The 16,873-nt window shown below is 69.1% G+C and carries 11 protein-coding genes; 4 read left to right on the top strand and 7 right to left on the bottom strand.

The window, feature by feature from the left end; all coding sequences use genetic code 11:
- Nucleotides 1-115: 115 nt before the first annotated feature.
- Nucleotides 116-2,008: a PHA/PHB synthase family protein gene (locus CLV01_RS17045; RefSeq protein ID WP_034393177.1), complete on the bottom strand. Its 1,893-nt coding sequence runs from the start codon at nt 2,006-2,008 to the stop codon at nt 116-118.
- Between the two features lie 141 nt (nt 2,009-2,149).
- Between CLV01_RS17045 and CLV01_RS17040 the strand changes: the two genes are divergently transcribed.
- Entirely contained in the window at nt 2,150-2,485 is a 336-nt protein-coding gene (locus CLV01_RS17040) for a hypothetical protein (protein ID WP_013802557.1), read from the top strand.
- Here the strand turns inward: CLV01_RS17040 and pgeF are convergent.
- Complete coding sequence (gene pgeF / locus CLV01_RS17035; RefSeq protein WP_099733716.1) at nt 2,405-3,262, bottom strand: peptidoglycan editing factor PgeF; 858 nt, start codon at nt 3,260-3,262, stop codon at nt 2,405-2,407. The two genes, CLV01_RS17040 and pgeF, sit on opposite strands and share 81 nt — an antisense overlap.
- Nucleotides 3,259-3,924 (bottom strand): maleylacetoacetate isomerase, encoded by a 666-nt coding sequence (gene maiA / locus CLV01_RS17030; protein WP_013802559.1) that lies wholly within the window; start codon nt 3,922-3,924, stop codon nt 3,259-3,261. The genes pgeF and maiA overlap by 4 nt, the downstream gene beginning before the upstream one ends.
- Nucleotides 3,925-4,057: 133 nt before the next feature.
- On the opposite strand from maiA, the gene CLV01_RS17025 reads away from it, so the two are divergent.
- The 3 genes from CLV01_RS17025 (at nt 4,058) to CLV01_RS17015 (ending at nt 8,587) form a co-directional block, all read left to right on the top strand.
- A complete protein-coding gene (locus CLV01_RS17025) occupies nt 4,058-4,753 on the top strand; it encodes a fumarylacetoacetate hydrolase family protein (RefSeq protein ID WP_034393172.1) in 696 nt (231 codons plus the stop codon).
- Nucleotides 4,754-4,900: 147 nt separating this feature from the next.
- A complete protein-coding gene (locus CLV01_RS17020) occupies nt 4,901-5,464 on the top strand; it encodes an NUDIX hydrolase (protein WP_065346996.1) in 564 nt (187 codons plus the stop codon).
- A gap of 252 nt (nt 5,465-5,716) precedes the next feature.
- Entirely contained in the window at nt 5,717-8,587 is a 2,871-nt protein-coding gene (locus CLV01_RS17015) for a chemotaxis protein CheW (RefSeq protein WP_099733717.1), read from the top strand.
- Between the two features lie 70 nt (nt 8,588-8,657).
- Here CLV01_RS17015 and CLV01_RS17010 read toward each other — a convergent pair whose 3' ends face one another.
- Genes CLV01_RS17010 through smc form a run of 4 tightly spaced genes read right to left on the bottom strand, consistent with a single transcriptional unit; the run spans nt 8,658 to nt 16,755 of the window.
- Nucleotides 8,658-9,665 (bottom strand): patatin-like phospholipase family protein, encoded by a 1,008-nt coding sequence (locus CLV01_RS17010; RefSeq protein ID WP_012205427.1) that lies wholly within the window; start codon nt 9,663-9,665, stop codon nt 8,658-8,660.
- Nucleotides 9,665-11,776, bottom strand: coding sequence for an NAD-dependent DNA ligase LigA (gene ligA, locus CLV01_RS17005; RefSeq protein ID WP_099733718.1), 2,112 nt, complete (start codon nt 11,774-11,776; stop codon nt 9,665-9,667). Before ligA ends, CLV01_RS17010 begins: the two co-directional genes overlap by 1 nt.
- 47 nt (nt 11,777-11,823) lie before the next feature.
- Nucleotides 11,824-13,170: a cell division protein ZipA C-terminal FtsZ-binding domain-containing protein gene (locus CLV01_RS17000; RefSeq protein ID WP_065346993.1), complete on the bottom strand. Its 1,347-nt coding sequence runs from the start codon at nt 13,168-13,170 to the stop codon at nt 11,824-11,826.
- A 57-nt stretch (nt 13,171-13,227) separates the two neighbouring features.
- The gene (gene smc / locus CLV01_RS16995; RefSeq protein ID WP_013802566.1) at nt 13,228-16,755 is read right to left on the bottom strand and encodes a chromosome segregation protein SMC; all 3,528 of its coding nucleotides are present in this window, start codon (nt 16,753-16,755) and stop codon (nt 13,228-13,230) included.
- Between the last annotated feature and the right edge of the window lie 118 nt (nt 16,756-16,873).

Below are 16,873 nucleotides of genomic sequence, written 5' to 3'. Positions count from 1 at the left end.
ACCTTTCTTTGGACTCTTGAAGGGATGCCCGGGCGCACATTGCCGCGGTCGCGGCAACGGCACCCTGCATTCAAGCCGCAGCGTTATTGCACTGCAGCATCGAAACGATTGTGCCTCAGGCCTTGACCAGTACGTAGCGGCCCGGGGCCGGCTCGATGGCCGTGTATTCCCTGCCTTTGCCGTACTGCTTGGGCGCTGCGACCAGCTTGCCGCCGTGCTCGGCCAGCCAGGGGCTCCAGTCGGCCCACCAGCTGCCCGGGTACTCGTCAGCGCCGGCCTGCCACTCCTTGAGCGTGGGCGGCAACTGGCCGTCCTCGCGCAGCCAGTAGCTGCGCTTTTTCTTGGCTGGCGGATTGATCACGCCCGCGATGTGGCCCGACGCGCCCATCACAAAACGCTTGTCGCCGCCCAGCACCTGGGTGGACGCATAGGAGCCGCCCACGGGCACGATGTGGTCCTCGCGCGAGCCGTAGATATAGGCCGGCAGGCGCAGCTGGTGCATGTCGATGCGCTCGCCGCAGACGGTCAGCGCGCCGGGCTGGGCCAGCTTGTTTTCCAGGTAGAGGTTGCGCAGATACCAAGCGTAGTACGGGCCGGGCAGGTTGGTGGAGTCGCTGTTCCAGTACAGCAGGTCGAACGGCGGGGGCGTCTCGCCCTTGAGGTAGTTGCCCACCACGTAGTTCCAGACCAGGTCGTTGGGCCGCAGAAAGCTGAAGGTGGACGCCAGGTCCTGGCCCTTCATGAGACCGCCCTCGCCCATCTGCATCTCACGGAAGCGCACCACGGATTCGTCGATGAAGACATCGAGGATGCCGGTGTCGCTGAAGTCGATGAAGGTGGTCAGCAGCGTGACGCTGGCCACGGGAAACGGCACGCCGGCTGGCGCCGTGGCGCGGGCTGTGGATGTGCGGGCGGCGCTGCGGCTGCCAGCTGCGCGTTTGGCCGCAGGCGCCTTGGCCGCCGGAGCGGCAACTGCGCCATGCTCGCGGTCGTGGCGTGCCTGCAGCACCGCCAGCGCGGTGGACAGCATGGTGCCGCCCACGCAAAAGCCCAGCACATTGATCTGCTCGGCTCCTGCGATCTCGCGCGCCACGCGGATGCCGGTGAGCACGCCGTCCTCGATGTAGTTGTCCCAGGTCTTGCGCGCCAGGCTTTCGTCGGGGTTGCGCCAGCTCATCACGAAGGTGCGATGTCCCTGGCTGACGGCGTAGCGGATCAGCGAGTTGTCGGGCTGCAGGTCCAGGATGTAGAACTTGTTGATGCAGGGCGGCACCATGAGGAAGGGCCGCTCGTGTACCTTGTCCGTCAGCGGCTTGTATTCGATGAGCTGGAACAGCTCGTTCTCGAACACCACGGCGCCTTCGGTGGTGGCGACGTTCTTGCCCACGGTGAACAGGCTCTCGTCGGTCATGGACACATGGCCCTGGCGCATGTCGGCCAGCAGGTTGGCCACGCCCTGGGCCAGGCTCTCGCCCTGGGTTTCGATGGCTTTCTTCTGGGCCTCGGCATTGAGTGCCAGGAAGTTGCTGGGCGCCATGGCCGCCAGCCATTGCTCGATGGCGAAGCGCACGCGGTTGCGCGTCTTGTCATCGGCCTGCACGGCATCGGCCAGGCCCATGAGCATGCGGCTGTTGAGCAGATAGGTCGCGGCCGTGGCCGCCGTCAGCGGATTGCCGGCCCACGACTCGGTGTTGAAGCGCTTGTCCTTGGCCAGCAGCGCCTGGGCGCCGCCCTGTTCGGCCATGGCCTTGGCACCATCCAGGTACTGGCGCTGCAGCTCCAGCAGCTTTTCGGGGTCCAGCGACAGCGCGTTCTCGGGCAGGGCGCCGGGTTCGGGGACCGCCGCTTTCCAGGCCTGGGCCATGTCCGGCATGCCTGGCATGCCCTGGGTTCCCGGAAGGCCTGGTTGCCCCAGCTGCTGCAGTGTCTGCAGCGTGCGGCTCCATTGCTCGTTCCAGAATTGCTGGACGGATTGGCCTGACAGGCCAGCGAGTGGGTCAAAATTCATGCTGCATCCTTGTTCGTGGATGCCATGCAATAGCCTGGGGCTTGCGGGGCATCCGTTTTGATTGTGACCCAGGCGAGCCCCGCCTTGCCCGGCACAGACCTCCACGAAAACCCGTGCCTCGCTCGTTTTTTTGGTTCGACCATGTATCTCGTTGTTATCGCCTGGCTGTATGTCACTCTGATGATGGCAGTGGCCGAGGCCGCCAGCCCCACGGGCAGCATACTCGGCGCCGTGATCACGTTCGCACTCTATGGACTGCTGCCGCTGTCCATCGTGATCTACATCATGGGCACGCCCGCGCGCAAGCGAAAACGCCATGCACGCGAATTGGCCGAGCGCGAGGCCTGGCTGGCGCAGCAGCAGGCCTCGCAGAGCGGCCCCGGCACGCAGGCGCGCTCAGTCCTTCCAGATGCAGGCGGCGAACCGCCCGCTGCTGCCCAGGCGGGCAGCGTCGCGCCGGTGCGAAAAGAACCGTGAGCCGTTGAGCACCGTGCACCATGCGTCGCCGCCGTCATTGCCGTAGATGGCGGTGATGCCCAGCGCCGCCAGGCGCTGGCGCGCAAGCCCGGCCAGGTTGGCCAGGTACTTGGGTGCGCTCCCGCCCTCTTGCGGCACGGCGGTGAAATGCGCCCCGGCCGCCGCGTCATGCGCGATGAAGGCCGCGCGCACCTCGGCTCCCACTTCGAAGGAGCGCGGACCGATGCAGGGTCCGAGCCAGGCCAGGGTCTGCTGCGCCGCTTGTCCGGGCGGTGTCTGGATCTGGCCAGCAAAGCGCTCGAACAGCGTCTCCAGCACCCCGCCCGCCAGCCCGCGCCAGCCCGCATGGGCCGCGCCCACCACGGTACCGCTGCGATGGGCCAGCAGCACGGGCAGGCAGTCGGCCACCATGATGGTGCAGACCACGCCCGAGGCGCTGGTCACGCAGGCATCGAAGGCCTGGCCCTGCGCGCTGCCTGCATCCAGGGCCACGACATCCACGCCATGCACCTGCTGCAGGAACACCGCGCAGGCGCCCGGCGTATGGTCACGCACGATCTCCTGCAGCCGCTGGCGGTTGGTGCGCACGGCCTGCGGGTCATCGCCCACATGGTCGCCCAGGTTCAGGCTGCCCCAGGGCGCCGTGCTGACGCCGCCTTCGCGCGAAGTGCACAGCGCGTGCACGCCGGGCGGCGCGGGCCACTCGGGCACCAGCCAGGATGCGGGGATGGTGCCGGGGAGGTTGCCGGGGATGGAGTCAGGCCGGGCCGCGCTCATTCCGCGTCGGGGCAGGCCGAGGGATGGGCCTTCTGGAAGGCCGGCAGCGCCTCGCAGCGATCGACGATGGCCGCCAGGCGCGGCAGGCCGTCCAGGCTCACGTTGAAGCGGCGGCCGTTGAAGATCTGCGGCACCAGGCAGCAGTCGGCCAGCGTGGGCGTGTCGCCCCAGCAAAACAGCGAAGGCGCCAGGCCTGCGGCCTCGCGCTCGGCGGCCAGCAGGTCCAGCTGGCGTTCGAAGGCTTCCAGGCCGGAGCGCACCCAATGCACGTACCAGCCGCTCTTGGCCTCGTCGGAGACACCCAGGTTGCGCACCAGGTACTTGAGCACGCGCAGGTTGTTGAGCGGATGGATCTCGCAGGCCACCATCTGGGCCAGCGCGCGCACATGGGCACGGCCCAGGGCGTCGCGCGGCAGCAGCGGTATTTCGGCATGGGTCTCATCGAGATATTCGATGATGGCCATGGACTGGGTCAGCCAGTGGCCGTCCTCGGTTTCCAGCGCCGGCACCAGCGCATCGCCGACATGCTGGGCATAGGCCGGCGCCCTGTGGTCGCCGCGCAGCAGGTGCACGGGTACGGATTCATAGTCCAGGCCCTTGATCTGCAGCGCAATGCGCACGCGGTAGGAGGCCGACGAGCGGAAGTAGGTGTGGAGCTTCATAGACCGCAAAGCATACCGTGCGGCCCGGGGTCTGTTCCGGCTCATCCGGCCATCGCGTTGCCCCGCTGCGGGGCCACAGGCATGGCACACTTGCGACGGCGCCCACGAGACAAGGCGCCAGAGGAACACCGACATGAGCTACGTTTTCAACCCGCCCGCCGTGGCCAGCGTACCCGTCCTGGGCCGCCCCGAGCGTTTTCCCGTGCACCGCATCTACTGCGTGGGCCGCAACTACGAAGAGCACGCCAAGGAGATGGGCTTCACCGGCCGCGAGCCGCCCTTCTTCTTCCTCAAGCCTGCCGACGCCATCGTGCCCGTCGAGGCCGGCACCACGGGCACCATGCCCTACCCCACGCTGACCTCCAACCTGCACCACGAGATCGAGCTCGTCGTGGCCATCGGCAAGGCGGGCAAGAACATCCTGGCCGCCGACGCGCTGGACTACATCTGGGGCTACGCCGTGGGCCTGGACATGACGCGCCGCGACCTGCAGAACGACATGAAGAAACAGGGCCGCCCCTGGTGCATCGGCAAGGCCTTCGAACATGCCGCGCCCATCGGCCCCATCACCCCGGCAGCCGAGGCCGGCGACATCGCCAAGGCCACGATCTCGCTGCAGGTCAATGGCGCCGATCGCCAGCGCAGCGACATCGGCAAGCTGATCTGGAACATTGCCGAGACCATCGAGCACCTGTCGGCCGCCTGGGAACTGCAGCCCGGCGACCTGATCATGACGGGCACGCCCGAAGGCGTGGCCGCCGTGGTGCGCGGTGACCTGCTGGAAGGCCGCATCGATGGCCTGAGCCCCTTGAGCGTCAAGATCGCCTGAGATCCGTCTGCCTGGCGACAGGCCGGCAAGGCAGCGGGGAGCGCGCTCCCTGGCCTGCCGGCCTTCGTTTTTCTGAACCCACAGTCCGCCGCACGGAAAGCCTTCCTGCCTTCCGTCCGGCGGCGCTTTCACTTCCATGGTGTCGGCATGATTTTTCGCAGCCCCATCAAGTTCTGCCGAGCCTGCGGCACGGCCGTGGTCTACCGCATTCCCGACGATGGCGACACGCGCGAACGCGCCGTGTGCCCGCACTGCCACACCATCCACTACGAGAATCCGCTGAACGTGGTCGGCACCATCCCCGTCACCGACGACGGCCGCGTGCTGCTGTGCAAGCGCAACATCGAGCCGCGCCGGGGCCTGTGGACCCTGCCTGCCGGCTTCATGGAACTGGCCGAGACCACGGCGCGCGGCGCCCAGCGCGAGACCGATGAGGAAGCCGGTGCCGACATCGAGATGGGGCCGCTGTTTTCCATCGTTGACGTGCCCAAGGTCAGCCAGGTCCACCTGTTCTACCGCGCCCGCCTGCGCAGCGAGCAGTTCTATCCAGGCCCCGAGACCATGGAGGCCCGCCTCTTTTCCGAGGCCGAGATTCCCTGGGAGGAACTGGCCTTTCGCACCGTGCGCGTGACGTTGGAGCGCTACTTCGAGGACCGTGCGGCGGGCCTGCTTGACGCGCACCGCGTGCACTCCATCGACCTGAGCCTGTAGGCGCATTCACCGCCGTCCGGCACTACCGTGCTGCACGGCAGTGCCGGGCGCACCCCGGTGACGCCAGGCCATGCCCCGGCGTGGCGCCGATGGAGCTGCGGGTGGGGCTGTGGATGGGGGGCTGTCATCCCTGTGTCACCTTGCAGACACATTTAGTCACAAGCTGGCCTCCTTCTTGCTCGTTGCATCAGGCTTTTCCCTGATCGGGGAAAGCGGGTTTCACCCAGCCTGAACCTGACTGCGGAGCGCTCCATGGCCACATCCCTGCCAACCGACCTGATTCTTCCCCACCTGCGGGAACTCAACCGCAATGCCGCCGACCTGCGCGAAATACGGCTCATGTGGCGGCTCATCGAAGCCTCGGCCCGCATGCAGGCCTCGCAGCAGGGGCAGGCCCTGGTGTCCATGCTCACCGACACGCGCCAGGGACTGGAGCAGCTGGAGCAAGGCCTGCTGCAGTCGCAGCTGGCGCAGTCCGCGCAGGAGGCCATGGCCCAGCTGGGCATGCAGTCCGCCCATGCCATCGATCTGCTGGTGCGAAGCCTGTACGAGCGCACGGCCGATGTCGGCTTTCTCGCCGCCGATACCGTGCTGTGCGAGGCCATGGCCCGGCTTGACGATGGCGATGGCGATGACTGCGGCCTGCCCGACATGGCGGCCGGCGGTCTGCGCGCATGGCAGGCACCGCTGCAGGCGCACTTGCAGGCCCACCTCCAGAGCTACCGAGCCAAGTACACGGTGTATGACGACATCCTGCTGCTGGACACGCAGGGCCAGGTCTGCGCACGTGCCCAGGCGCAGGCAGGCCGCAAGCCGCTACCGCCCTGTGCCGAGGCCTGGTTCCAGCAGTCCCTGCAGCAGGCCGGCCATGTCAGCCATTTCGGCGCCAGTTGCGTGCTGCCGGGCGCTGACCGCCTGATCTACGCGCAGCGCCTGCTGCACCCACGCACCATGGCGGTGCTCGGCGTGCTGTGCCTGAGCTTCGACTTCGCCGCCGAGATGCAGGCCATCTTTGCCTCGGGCGGGCCGCGTGCCCAGGTGGGGCTGCTGCTGGACGAGGGCGGACTGGTCATCGCCAGCAGCGATGCCCACTGGATAGCCCCCGGCAGCCGCGTGCCCATGCACCATGGTGATGCCGTGCAGCCGCTGATCCATGCAGGCCGCACCTACCTGGTGCGCACGGCGCGCGCCCTGCCCTACCAGGGCTACGCGGGGCCGCAGGGCTGGCAGACCCAGGTGATGGCACCGCTGGACCTGGCCTTCGCCGCGCAGCAAAGACCGCAGGTGCTGCAGGCGCTGGAGCCGGCCATTGCCGAGGGGCTGATGGCCCAGGCGCGCGGCTTTTGTCCGCCGCTGCACGCCATGGCCCGCGCGGCCGACGACATTCGCCGCGTGGTCTGGAATGGCCAGGTGCTGGCTGCCAGCCAGGCGCCGGAGTCCCCGGTGCAGGGCACGGCCCACCCGGACCCGCTGCAGGCCGTGCTGGAGCAGATGGGCGAGACCGGCGACCTGACCCATGCCGTGTTCACACGCGCCATTCACGGCCTGCACGAGACCGCGCTGTCCACCCGGCTGCAGGAGCACAGCACGCTGAACCGGCTGCTGATGGACCTGCTGGAGCGCAATCTCTATGAACGTGCCAACGACTGCCGCTGGTGGGCCCTGACGCCCGGCCTGCAAAAGGTGCTGGAGGACAACAGCGGCTGCCTGGCCCTGTCGGTACAGGCCCACGACAGCGCGCAGCGGCTGCTGGAGCAGCTCAATGCGCTGTACACCGTCTATGCGCGCATTGCGCTGTACGACGCCCAGGGCCTGGTGCTGGCCTGCAGCCATGAGAGCGAGGCCGGCCTGCCCCTGGCTCCCGGCACGCGCGTGCAGGCATCGGCCCTGCAAGCCACTGTGCTGCTGCGCGATGCCCAGGCCTACCACGTGCAGGAGATGGACGACGGAGGCCTGCCCGTCCATGTCTACCATGCCGCGCTGCGCGCGCCATCGCCTGGGAGTGAACAGGCGCACGGACATGCGCACGGCGGCGATCAGGGCCCCGTCATCGGCGGCATCGCCCTGCTGTTTCACACGCGGCGGGAGCTGCAGGCCATGCTGCAGGCCGCAGCGCCAGAGCAGGCAGCAACGGCAGAGCACGCTGCAGCCACCGATCCCGAAGACAGCGGCCTGCCGCGCCTGCCGATGGAAGCCTTCTACGTGGCGCGTGACGGGCGCATCGTCGCCGCCAGCCATGGCGGGCGCCCGCTGGGCAGTTGCATCGCAGGCGTGGCCGGCCTGGCATCGCTGGCCGATGGCGAAGTGCGCAGCAGCATCGAGGAGATCGAAGGCCACTACTGCATCGTCGGCATGGCCGCCGGGCGCGGCTACCGCGAGTTCCGGCTGGACCAGGGCGCGGCACGCGATGCAAAAGAAAGCGCAACGGACGACACACTGGCAGGCCTCGTCAGCCTGAGCCTGCAGCGGCTGGGCCCCGTGCATGCCGATGCGCGCAACCGCGCGCTGCGCCTGGCGTCGGCCACCCGGCTGGATGGCGCCCGGCCCGCTACGCACGGGCACGGGCACGGGCACGGGCACGGGCGCGCCGCGCATGGCAGCGGCGACGCGCCTGTGGAACTGGCCAGCTTCTACGTGGGCGCCAGCCTGCTGGCCCTGCGCGCGGGCGATGTCTGCGAGGCCCTGCCCGCCAGCGCCATCTCGCCCGTGGCGGCAGGACGGCTGCCGTTTTGCGTGGGTGCGCTGGCACGGCGCAGCCAGGGCAGCGTCAGCGGCTATGTCTGGGTGTTCGACCTGGCCGCGCTGCTGCAGGGCCAGCCCGGCGTGGTCACCGAGCAGTCACAGGTCATCGTGGTCCAGCATGGCGGCCTGCGCGTGGGCCTGCTGGTCAGCACGCTGCAGGGCGTGCACCGGCTGCCAGCCAGCGCGCTGGTGGATTCGCCCATGCTGAACGCGGCCGACACCGCGACGGCCCTGGTGCGCAAGCTGGTGCATGCCGACTCGGGCCTGCCGCTGATCCAGTGCCTGGACCCCGCCGCGCTGATGCGAAGGCTGCAGCCTTCGCGCGTTGCCGCGGCCAATGCCGACCGCAATGCAGCCAGCGTGGAAAGAGAGGCGGCGTAGCCCGGGCTTGTCGGGCCTATGGGCATGTCGGGCGCGCCGGGCCTGTCGGGTGTGCCGCGCCTTTAGCGCCTCAAAGGCCCCAGTGGCGCAGGCCCGGCAACGCGGCCTGCGCTGCCTCGTAGCCTTCGTCGATGGCCTCGCGCGCGCGGTGGAAGTCCAGCAGGCCCAGGTGGGACAGGCGCGGCGCGATCACCAGCTCGGGCGGGTCGCCCGCCATGCGGCTGCGCGTGATGCGCATCTGCATGATGTTGACGCTGGTCATCACCACGTCCAGCAGCGAGGGCGGCCGGGGCGGCGGCTCGGTCTCGCGGCCTGCCTCGTCGCGGTGGTGGCCAGGCATCCAACCCATCACGCCGCGCTGCAGCCTGCGCACCCAGGCCGTGCCGGCCACGGCACTGGCCTGGCCCGCCAGGTCTTCGGGCGCCACGCCCTGCTCCACGGCGGGCGGGGCTTCCTCCAGTGGCGGCGCGGCAGCCATGGCGGCGGAGGGAACCAGCGGCCGCATGTGGCGCCGCATGATGTCGGCATTGAGATCGACCGCGATCACGATGTCCGCGCCCATGGCGCGCGCCAGCGAGGCGGGCACGGGGTTGACGATGCCGCCATCGACCAGCAGCCGCCCCTCGCGCTGCACGGGCGTGAACAGGCCGGGCAGCGCGATGGAGGCACGCACGGCATCGGCGATGGAGCCCTTGCGCAGCCAGACCTCGGCGCCCGAATGCAGGTCGGTGGCCACGGCGCCGAAGGGAATCTTCAGGTCCTCGATGGCCGAGTCCACGAAGTGCTCGCGCCAGAACGCGATCAGCTTCTCGCCCTTGAGCATGCCGCCCGTGATGTTGAAGTCCATGAAACCGAACACCTTGCGCATGCCCAGGCCCAGCACCCATTCCTCGAAGCGCTGCATCTCGCCAGCCGCATAGGAGGCACCGACCAGGGCGCCGATGGATGAGCCGCAGATAATGTCGGGCCTCAGGCCCGCATCCTCCAGCGCGCGCAGCACGCCGAAATGCGCCCAGCCGCGCGCCGACCCGCTGCCCAGCGCCAGGCCGACCACGGGTTTGCGCGGACTCAGCGCCATCAGCGGTCCCCGCCTGCCAGCAGCGCCAGCATGCCGGCCTCGTCCAGCACGGTCACGCCCAGTTCCTCGGCCTTGGCCAGCTTGCTGCCGGCCTCGGCACCGGCCACCACATAGCTGGTCTTCTTGCTGACCGAGCCGGAGACCTTGGCACCCGCGGCCTCCAGCATCTCCTTGGCCTGGTCGCGGCCCAGCGTGGGCAGCGTGCCCGTGAGCACCACGGTCATGCCGGCCAGCGGCTGGGCGGTCTGCTCGCGCGCCGCGCCCTCTTCCCAGTGCACGCCGCAGGCACGCAGTTGCTCGACCACCTCGCGGTTGTGGGGCTGGGCGAAGAAGGTGTGGATGCTTTCGGCCACGATGGGCCCCACGTCGCGCACCTGCAGCAGTTGCTCGACGCTGGCGTCCATGATGGCGTCCAGCTGGCCGAAGTGGCGGGCCAGGTCCTTGGCCGTGGACTCGCCGACCTGGCGGATGCCCAGGCCGAAGAGGAACCGCGCCAGCGTGGTCTTCTTGGATTTTTCCAGCGCGTCCAGCACGTTCTGGGCCGACTTCTCGGCCATGCGGTCCAGCGATGCCAGGGCCACCAGGCCCAGGCGGTAGAGGTCGGGCAGCGTGCGCACCACGTGGCCGTCCACCAACTGGTCCACGAGCTTGTCGCCCAGGCCCTCGATGTCCATGGCGCGCCGCGCGGCAAAGTGCAGGATGGCCTCCTTGCGCTGCGCCGGGCAGAACAGGCCGCCCGTGCAGCGGTGGTTGGCCTCGCCCTTGGGCCGCGCCACGGCGCTGCCGCAGATGGGGCATGCAGCGGGCATGCGGAAGTTGGGCACATAGGCCGGCCGGTCGCCGGGCACGCGGCCCACGACCTCGGGGATCACGTCACCGGCGCGGCGCACGACCACGGTGTCGCCCGTGCGCACGCGCTTCTTGCGGATCTCGAACAGGTTGTGCAGCGTGGCATTGGTGACGATGACGCCGCCCACCGCCACGGGGGCCAGGCGCGCCACGGGCGTGAGCTTGCCCGTGCGGCCGACCTGTATGTCGATGCCTTCCATGCGCGTGGGCATTTCCTCGGCCGGGTACTTGTGGGCCACGGCCCAGCGCGGCTCGCGCGAGACAAAGCCCAGCTGGCGCTGCTGGGCCAGGCTGTTGACCTTATAAACCACGCCGTCGATCTCGTAGGGCAGCGTGGCGCGCTCGGCGCCCATGCGCTGGTGGAAGGCCACCAGCTCGGCCGCGCCCTTGGCGATGCAGACCTGGGGCGCCACCGGAAAGCCCCAGTCGCGCAGCGTCTGCAGCATGGCGTAGTGGGTGACGAAGTCGGGGCCGCCCTGGGCAGCCGGCGTGATCTCGCCCAGGCCATAGGCGAAGAAGGACAGCGGGCGCTGCGCCGCAATGCCCGAGTCCAGCTGGCGCACCGAGCCTGCCGCCGCATTGCGCGGATTGGCAAAGCTCTTGCCGCCGGCGGCCTGCTGGCGCTCGTTGAGCTTGACGAAGTCGGCGCGGCCCATGTAGACCTCGCCGCGCACCTCGACCACGGGCGGCACGCCCTTGCCTTCGGACAGGGACAGCGGAATCTTGCGGATGGTGCGGATGTTGTGGGTGACATCCTCGCCCACCTCGCCGTCGCCGCGCGTGGTGGCCTGCACCAGGCGGCCGTTCTCGTAGCGCAGGTTCATGGCCAGGCCGTCGAACTTGGGCTCGGCCACGTACTCCACGGGCGGCGCGCCTTCGGCCAGTTCCAGCTCCTTGCGGATGCGTGCGTCGAAGGCCTCGGCCCCCGTGGCCTCGTTGTCGGTCTCGGTACGGATGCTGAGCATGGGCACGGCATGGCGCACGGGCATCAGGCCGTCGAGCACGGCGCCGATCACGCGCTGCGTGGGCGAGTCCGGGGTGACCAGTTCGGGGTAGGCACCCTCCAGCGCCTGCAGTTGCTGGAAGACGCGGTCGTACTCGCCGTCGGGCACGGTGGGCGTGTCCAGCACGTAGTACTCATGCGCCCATTGGTTGAGCTGGGCGCGCAGAGCCTGCACCTTGGCCAGCACCTTGTCGGGGGCGGCCCCGGACTCCGGCGCTGCGGGGGCTGCGCCGGAGAAAAGATCCAGATTGTCATTCATGGGGTTGAGGCCAGGAGCCTGTTGTGCACCAGGGGCACCGCGCCGCGTCAGCTGAACAGTCGCCGCGCCAGCATGGAGCCCGCCGACAGCTCGCGGCTGTCGAGCTTGTCATAGAGATGTTCCAGGTCGTGCTGGATGGGGTCCAGCGCCATGGCCGGCAGCAGGTAGCCGTTCTGGTCGCAAAGCACGCCGTCCATGGTCTGGCACAGGCGCTCGGCCACCTGGCGCAACTGCACGAAGGCCTGCTCGCCGCGCGGCACCTGGGGCACGTCCAGGCTCAACAGGAACTCGCGCACCACCGAGGTGTCCAGGTCGTCGGCCATGGCCGCCTGCGGGTCGTAGTTGAGCACCAGCACCGGCGGCATGCCGGGCGTGGGCGAAGGCAGGGCCATGCGCCCGGGCATGGAGCCCGGCAGAAAGCCCTGGCGCGATGCGTTCTGCTGCACGTAGCCCGCGCTCCAGGAGGCCTGGCGTGCACGCAGCATGAAGGTGAGCTGGGCGTCGTGCTCGCTGGCGAACTGGTCGAGCTCGCGCGCACGCGCCACTTCCTGCAGCATGTCGGGCACGTCGGGCGTGGCGCCCAGCGCGTCGGCAAAGCGCTGCACCTTGGCAACGAACTCGGAGAACTCGATCTCGTTGAGCGCACCCGTGCGGTTGGCCAGCTGCACGCCGGCCTGGAAGCCCAGGTAGCGCTGGCCGGGCTGCAGCGGCTCCCACTGGTGGGTGGACTGGTTCATGCCCTCGATCGCAAAGGGCTTGTTGCCCGCGCGCCGCGTGGCGGGCTGGGCCTGCAGCGCCAGTTCGCCAGGCACGGCCTGGCCGACCTGCACGGGGGCAATGGCGTCGATCAGCGCATCCAGACCCGGGCGGCTGGCGGCCGCGCTGGTCAGGGCCGCGTCGTTGAGGGAAGGCTCGATGGACTGCGGTGCCGACGGGGACGCCGCAGGCGCGGACACAGATTCAGATGCGGGTGCCGAAGCGCTGGCGTCTTCGCCCGCCTGCAGGGCATGGGCTGCCTGCGCGGACTGCACTGCCTGGGCGGCCTTGGCCGCCAGCGCAGCCTGGGCCGCGGCCTGGCGCTGCTGCTCTTCGAGCTGGACCAGATGGGCCAGCTCGGCGTCGGTTTCGGCAAAGCGGTCTGCGGAGGCAGGGCTCTGGCCCGGCGCGGCGGTGCCGAAGTCGCCCAGCACGGGCTCGCGCAGGCTGTGCGTCAGGTCCGGGCCGTGGCCCACGGTGTCCATGCCGGGCTCATGGCGCGAGGGATCGCGCTGCGCTTCATCGACGGGGTCGGCGCGCTTGGGTGCATTGCGGCGCGCGGACCAGCTGTTGTAGGCAAGGATCAGGGCCAGCACCACAAAGCCCAGGACGGCCAGACTGATTTGCAGGTTACTCATGGAATGAAGGAATGAAACGTCGTTCCAGCAAAGGGGTTTGAAAGGTTGCGGACATGCTCAGGATAGCTCAGCCATGGACAGCGCGGACTCCATGTCCACGGCCACGATGCGGGACACGCCCTGCTCCTGCATGGTCACGCCGATGAGCTGCTGGGCCATTTCCATGGCGATCTTGTTGTGGCTGATGAACAGGAACTGCGTGCTCTTGCTCATGCTGGCCACCAGCTTGGCATAGCGCTCGGTGTTGGCATCGTCCAGCGGCGCATCCACCTCGTCCAGCAGACAGAACGGGGCCGGGTTGAGCTGGAAGATGGCGAAGACCAGGGCAATCGCCGTCAGCGCCTTCTCGCCACCGGACAGCAGGTGAATCGTCTGGTTCTTCTTGCCGGGCGGCTGCGCGATCACCTGCACGCCCGAGTCCAGGATTTCATCGCCGGTGATGACCAGCTTGGCCTGCCCGCCGCCGAACAGCTCGGGGAACATGCGCCCGAAGTGCCCGTTCACGGTCTCGAAGGTGCCCGACAGCAGCTCGCGCGTCTCGGCATCGATCTTGCGGATGGCATCTTCCAGCGTGTTCATGGCCTGGGTCAGGTCCTCGGTCTGCGCGTCGAGGAAGGTCTTGCGCTCGCGCGCCAGCTTCAGCTCGTCCAGCGCCGCCAGGTTGACCGCGCCCAGGGCCGCGATCTCGCGGTGCAGGCGGTCGATCTCGCCCTGCAGGCCGTGCATGCGCACATTGGCCTCGGCAATGGACTGGGAGACGGCGGCCAGGTCGGCGCCCGCCTCTTCCAGCAAGGTGGAGTACTGCTCCAGGCCCAGGCGCGCGGCCTGCTCCTTGAGCTGGAATTCGGTGATGCGCTGGCGCAGCGGGTCCAGCGCCTTTTCCAGCTGCTGGCGGCGTTCGTCGCTGGCGCGCAGCTTGTTGGTCAGGTCGTCATATTCGCTGCGGCGCGCGGCCACGGCCTGCTCGCGCTGCATCTTCAAATCCAGCGCATCCTGCAGGCCGCCCTGGGCCGCGGCATCGGTCAGGCGCGTGAGCTCGTCCTGCGCGCGCTGCTGCTCGTCGGCCAGGGAGCGGGCCTGCTGGCTGGCGGTCTCTATGGTGCGGCTGAGTTCGCCCCGGCGCGCCTCCAGGCTGCGGCGCGAGAACGTGGCCTCCTGGGCCTGGCGTTCCAGCGTGCGCAGCTGCTCGCGCGATTCGTTCAGGCGCCGCTCGGACTCCAGCACCTTGTCGCCGAGCTGGGCATGGCGCTCCTGGCTGTCGGCCAGTTGCATGTCCAGTTCCTCGAAGCGGGCCTCGGCCGCCACGCGGCGCTCCTCGATGTCGGACAGCTGGGCCTCGACCTCGGCCAGGTCGGCGCTGATCTGGGCATTGCGCGCACGGGCCTGCTCGGCCAGCTGCGACAGGCGCAGCGTCTCGACCTGCAGCTCATGGGCACGGCTTTGCGATTCGCTGGCCTCGCGCCGGGCGCTGACCAGGCGCTGCGAGGCCTCGGCATAGGCGCTTTCGGCACGCACCAGGGCCGTGCGCGATTCGTCGGAGATCAGCGCCTGGGCGCGCACTTCCTTTTCAAGGTGCTCGATTTCCTGGGCGCGTGCCAGCAGGCCGGATTGCTCCGAGTCCTGCGCATAAAAGCTCACGCTGTGGCTGCTGACGGCATGGCCCGTGGGCACGTAGACGGTTTCACCGGGCCGCAGTTCGCTGCGGCGCGACAGCGCCTCTTCCAGCGTGGGCGCCGTGTAGCAGTCCTGCAGCCAATCGCCGAGCACGGCGCGCAGGCCGGCATCGTTCACGCGCAGCAGGTCCGACAGGTGCTGCCAGCGGCCGGCGGCCGGCGCGGGAGCGCCCTGCGGCGGGCTGAAGAAGGCCAGGCGTGCGGGCGGCGCATCGTGCCCGCCTGAGCCCAGAAAGCCACGCACCATGTCGAGCCGGCCCACTTCCAGCGCGCCCAGGCGCTCGCGCAGCGCGGCCTCCAGCGCGTTTTCCCAGCCGGGCTCGATGGCAATGCGGCTCCACAGGCCCTGCATGCCGTCCAGGCCGTGCTTGGCCAGCCAGGGCTGGAGCTTGCCGTCTGTCTTGACCTTTTCCTGCAGGGCCTTGAGCGCTTCCAGCCGCGCCGACAGGTCCGCGTGGCGCGCGGCCTCGGCGTTGACGGCCTGCTGGCGCGTGCGGCGGTCCTCGTCGAGCTGGGGCACGGAGTCCTGCAGCTCGTTGAGCACGGCATCGGCCATTTCAGCCAGTTCGCGCGCCTCTTCCAGCTGGGACTGCAGATTGTTCAGGCGGGCCTCGTCGGGCGTCTCCAGGGCGTTGCGGTCGGCGCGCAGGCGCTCGAAGCGGGTCTCGAACTGGCGGCGCTGCTCGTCCAGGCTGCGCTGCTCGGCGGCCAGCACCTGGATCTGCTGCTGCACCTGGACCACGCTGGCGCGCTGGTCGGTGTCAGCCTTCTGGGCATTGCGCAGGGCGTCCTCCAGGTCGGGCAGGCGCATGCTTTGCTCCTCGACCTGGGCGGCCAGCATCTCGGCCTGTTCCTCGGCGTCCATGCCGGCGCCTTCGAGGTTCTCGATCTCGGCTTCGGCTTCCTCGCGGCGGCTGTTCCACAGCAGCACCTGCTCGGACAGCTGCTGCAGCCGCTGCTGCACGCGCTGGCGGCCTTCGAGCACGTAGCGGATCTCGGCCTCCAGCTTGCCGACTTCGGCCGTGGATTCGTAGAGCTTGGCCTGGGCCTGGTTGACCTGGTCGCTGGCGTCGTAGTGCGCCTGGCGCAGGGTTTCGAGCCCGCTTTCGTTGTTGCGGATGTCGGCCATGCGCTCTTCGAGCTCGTTGACGGCCTGCAGACCCTCCACGCGCACGCGGTCCTGCTCGGCCTCGGCCTCGGCGCGCTTGAGGAACCACAGCTGCTGCTGCTTGAGCGTGACCTGGGACTGCAGCGCGTTGTACTGGGCCGCCACCTCGGCCTGCTTTTCCAGCCGGTCGAGGTTGTTGTTGAGCTCGCGCAGGATGTCTTCCACGCGCGTGAGGTTCTCGGTGGTGGCCGAGAGCCGGTTCTCGGTCTCGCGCCGGCGCTCCTTGTACTTGGACACGCCTGCGGCCTCTTCCAGGAACAGGCGCAGTTCCTCGGGGCGCGACTCGATGATGCGGCTGATCGTGCCCTGCCCGATGATGGCGTAGGCGCGCGGGCCCAGGCCCGTGCCCAGGAACACGTCCTGCACATCACGGCGGCGCACGGCCTGGTTGTTGATGAAGTAGCTGCTGTTGCCCTCGCGCGTGAGCACGCGCTTGACGGCGATCTCGCCGAACTGGCCCCACTGGCCGCCCGCGCGGTGGTCACTGTTGTCGAACACCAGCTCCACGCTGGAGCGGCTGGCCGGCTTGCGGTGCGTGGTGCCGTTGAAGATCACGTCCTGCATGGACTCGCCGCGCAGCTCGCTGGCCTTGCTCTCGCCCAGCACCCAGCGCACCGCATCCATGATGTTGGACTTGCCGCAGCCGTTGGGGCCCACCACGCCCACCAGTTGCCCCGGCAGCATGAAGTTGGTGGGCTCGGCGAAGGACTTGAAGCCGGACAGCTTGATGGAATTCAGGCGCACGATGCAGGCAGATGGCGGTCCGCGGCGAACGGACGAATGAGGACGTGGGGGAACAACAGGGAAGCTCGGAATGATACCGCGCGCCACCCCTGCTCAAGAATGGAAAGCGGCCCGCGCG

This window comes from Delftia sp. 60 (genome assembly GCF_002754395.1).
Classification (GTDB): Bacteria; Pseudomonadota; Gammaproteobacteria; order Burkholderiales; family Burkholderiaceae_C; genus Comamonas; species Comamonas acidovorans.
Note: the sequence above shows the minus strand (reverse complement) of the source record. Positions and strands in the feature narration are given on the sequence as shown.

Coding starts and splice junctions, on each gene's coding strand:
- CLV01_RS17045 (WP_034393177.1), bottom strand. CDS start 2,008: ATGAATTTTGACCCACTCGCTGGCCTGTCAGGCCAATCCGTCCAGCAA.
- CLV01_RS17040 (WP_013802557.1), top strand. CDS start 2,150: ATGTATCTCGTTGTTATCGCCTGGCTGTATGTCACTCTGATGATGGCA.
- pgeF (WP_099733716.1), bottom strand. CDS start 3,262: ATGAGCGCGGCCCGGCCTGACTCCATCCCCGGCAACCTCCCCGGCACC.
- maiA (WP_013802559.1), bottom strand. CDS start 3,924: ATGAAGCTCCACACCTACTTCCGCTCGTCGGCCTCCTACCGCGTGCGC.
- CLV01_RS17025 (WP_034393172.1), top strand. CDS start 4,058: ATGAGCTACGTTTTCAACCCGCCCGCCGTGGCCAGCGTACCCGTCCTG.
- CLV01_RS17020 (WP_065346996.1), top strand. CDS start 4,901: ATGATTTTTCGCAGCCCCATCAAGTTCTGCCGAGCCTGCGGCACGGCC.
- CLV01_RS17015 (WP_099733717.1), top strand. CDS start 5,717: ATGGCCACATCCCTGCCAACCGACCTGATTCTTCCCCACCTGCGGGAA.
- CLV01_RS17010 (WP_012205427.1), bottom strand. CDS start 9,665: ATGGCGCTGAGTCCGCGCAAACCCGTGGTCGGCCTGGCGCTGGGCAGC.
- ligA (WP_099733718.1), bottom strand. CDS start 11,776: ATGAATGACAATCTGGATCTTTTCTCCGGCGCAGCCCCCGCAGCGCCG.
- CLV01_RS17000 (WP_065346993.1), bottom strand. CDS start 13,170: ATGAGTAACCTGCAAATCAGTCTGGCCGTCCTGGGCTTTGTGGTGCTG.